The organism is Sinomonas flava (assembly GCF_039531875.1).
Taxonomy (GTDB): domain Bacteria; phylum Actinomycetota; class Actinomycetes; order Actinomycetales; family Micrococcaceae; genus Sinomonas; species Sinomonas flava.
Map to the genome: position 1 here is coordinate 1 of NZ_BAAAQW010000018.1, position 1577 is coordinate 1577.

Genomic DNA, 1577 nt, shown 5'->3' on the forward strand with positions numbered 1-1577 from the left:
ACCCACGAGCACCCGCCGCACCACATCCGGGCACGAAACGGGGCTGCTGACCCCCCAGGGCCGGCACGCCATGCGGCCACCGGCACCCACCACAGGGGGCGCAATGCTCCTTAGAAAGGAGGTGATCCAGCCGCACCTTCCGGTACGGCTACCTTGTTACGACTTAGTCCCAATCGCCAGTCCCACCTTCGACGGCTCCCCCCCACAAGGGGTTGGGCCACCGGCTTCGGGTGTTACCGACTTTCGTGACTTGACGGGCGGTGTGTACAAGGCCCGGGAACGTATTCACCGCAGCGTTGCTGATCTGCGATTACTAGCGACTCCGACTTCATGGGGCCGAGTTGCAGACCCCAATCCGAACTGAGACCGGCTTTCTGGGATTGGCTCCACCTCACAGTATCGCAACCCTTTGTACCGGCCATTGTAGCATGCGTGAAGCCCAAGACATAAGGGGCATGATGATTTGACGTCGTCCCCACCTTCCTCCGAGTTGACCCCGGCAGTCTCCCATGAGTCCCCACCCGAAGTGCTGGCAACATGGAACGAGGGTTGCGCTCGTTGCGGGACTTAACCCAACATCTCACGACACGAGCTGACGACAACCATGCACCACCTGTGAACCGGCCCCGAAGGGAAGCCCCATCTCTGGGACGGTCCGGCACATGTCAAGCCTTGGTAAGGTTCTTCGCGTTGCATCGAATTAATCCGCATGCTCCGCCGCTTGTGCGGGCCCCCGTCAATTCCTTTGAGTTTTAGCCTTGCGGCCGTACTCCCCAGGCGGGGCACTTAATGCGTTAGCTGCGGCGCGGAAACCGTGGAATGGCCCCCACACCTAGTGCCCAACGTTTACGGCATGGACTACCAGGGTATCTAATCCTGTTCGCTCCCCATGCTTTCGCTCCTCAGCGTCAGTTACAGCCCAGAGACCTGCCTTCGCCATCGGTGTTCCTCCTGATATCTGCGCATTTCACCGCTACACCAGGAATTCCAGTCTCCCCTACTGCACTCCAGCCTGCCCGTACCCACTGCAGACCCGGGGTTGAGCCCCGGGCTTTCACAGCAGACGCGACAAACCGCCTACGAGCTCTTTACGCCCAATAATTCCGGATAACGCTCGCGCCCTACGTATTACCGCGGCTGCTGGCACGTAGTTAGCCGGCGCTTCTTCCGCAGGTACCCTCACCCCAAGAGGCTTGTTCCCTGCCGAAAGGGGTTTACAACCCGAAGGCCGTCATCCCCCACGCGGCGTCGCTGCATCAGGCTTGCGCCCATTGTGCAATATTCCCCACTGCTGCCTCCCGTAGGAGTCTGGGCCGTGTCTCAGTCCCAGTGTGGCCGGTCACCCTCTCAGGCCGGCTACCCGTCGTCGCCTTGGTAGGCCATCACCCCACCAACAAGCTGATAGGCCGCGAGCCCATCCAAGACCGCACAAGGCTTTCCACCCCCCACCATGCGGCAGGAGGTCCTATCCGGTATTAGACCCAGTTTCCCAGGCTTATCCCAGAGTCAAGGGCAGGTTGCTCACGTGTTACTCACCCGTTCGCCACTAATCCACCCCCGAAAGGGCTTCATCGTTC

General features: G+C 60.7%; 1 rRNA gene. It reads right to left on the reverse strand.

Features of this window, described 5'->3' with window-relative positions:
* Nucleotides 1–114 precede the first annotated feature (114 nt).
* Nucleotides 115–1577: ribosomal RNA gene (locus ABD298_RS18620) — 16S ribosomal RNA — on the reverse strand; the annotation flags it as partial.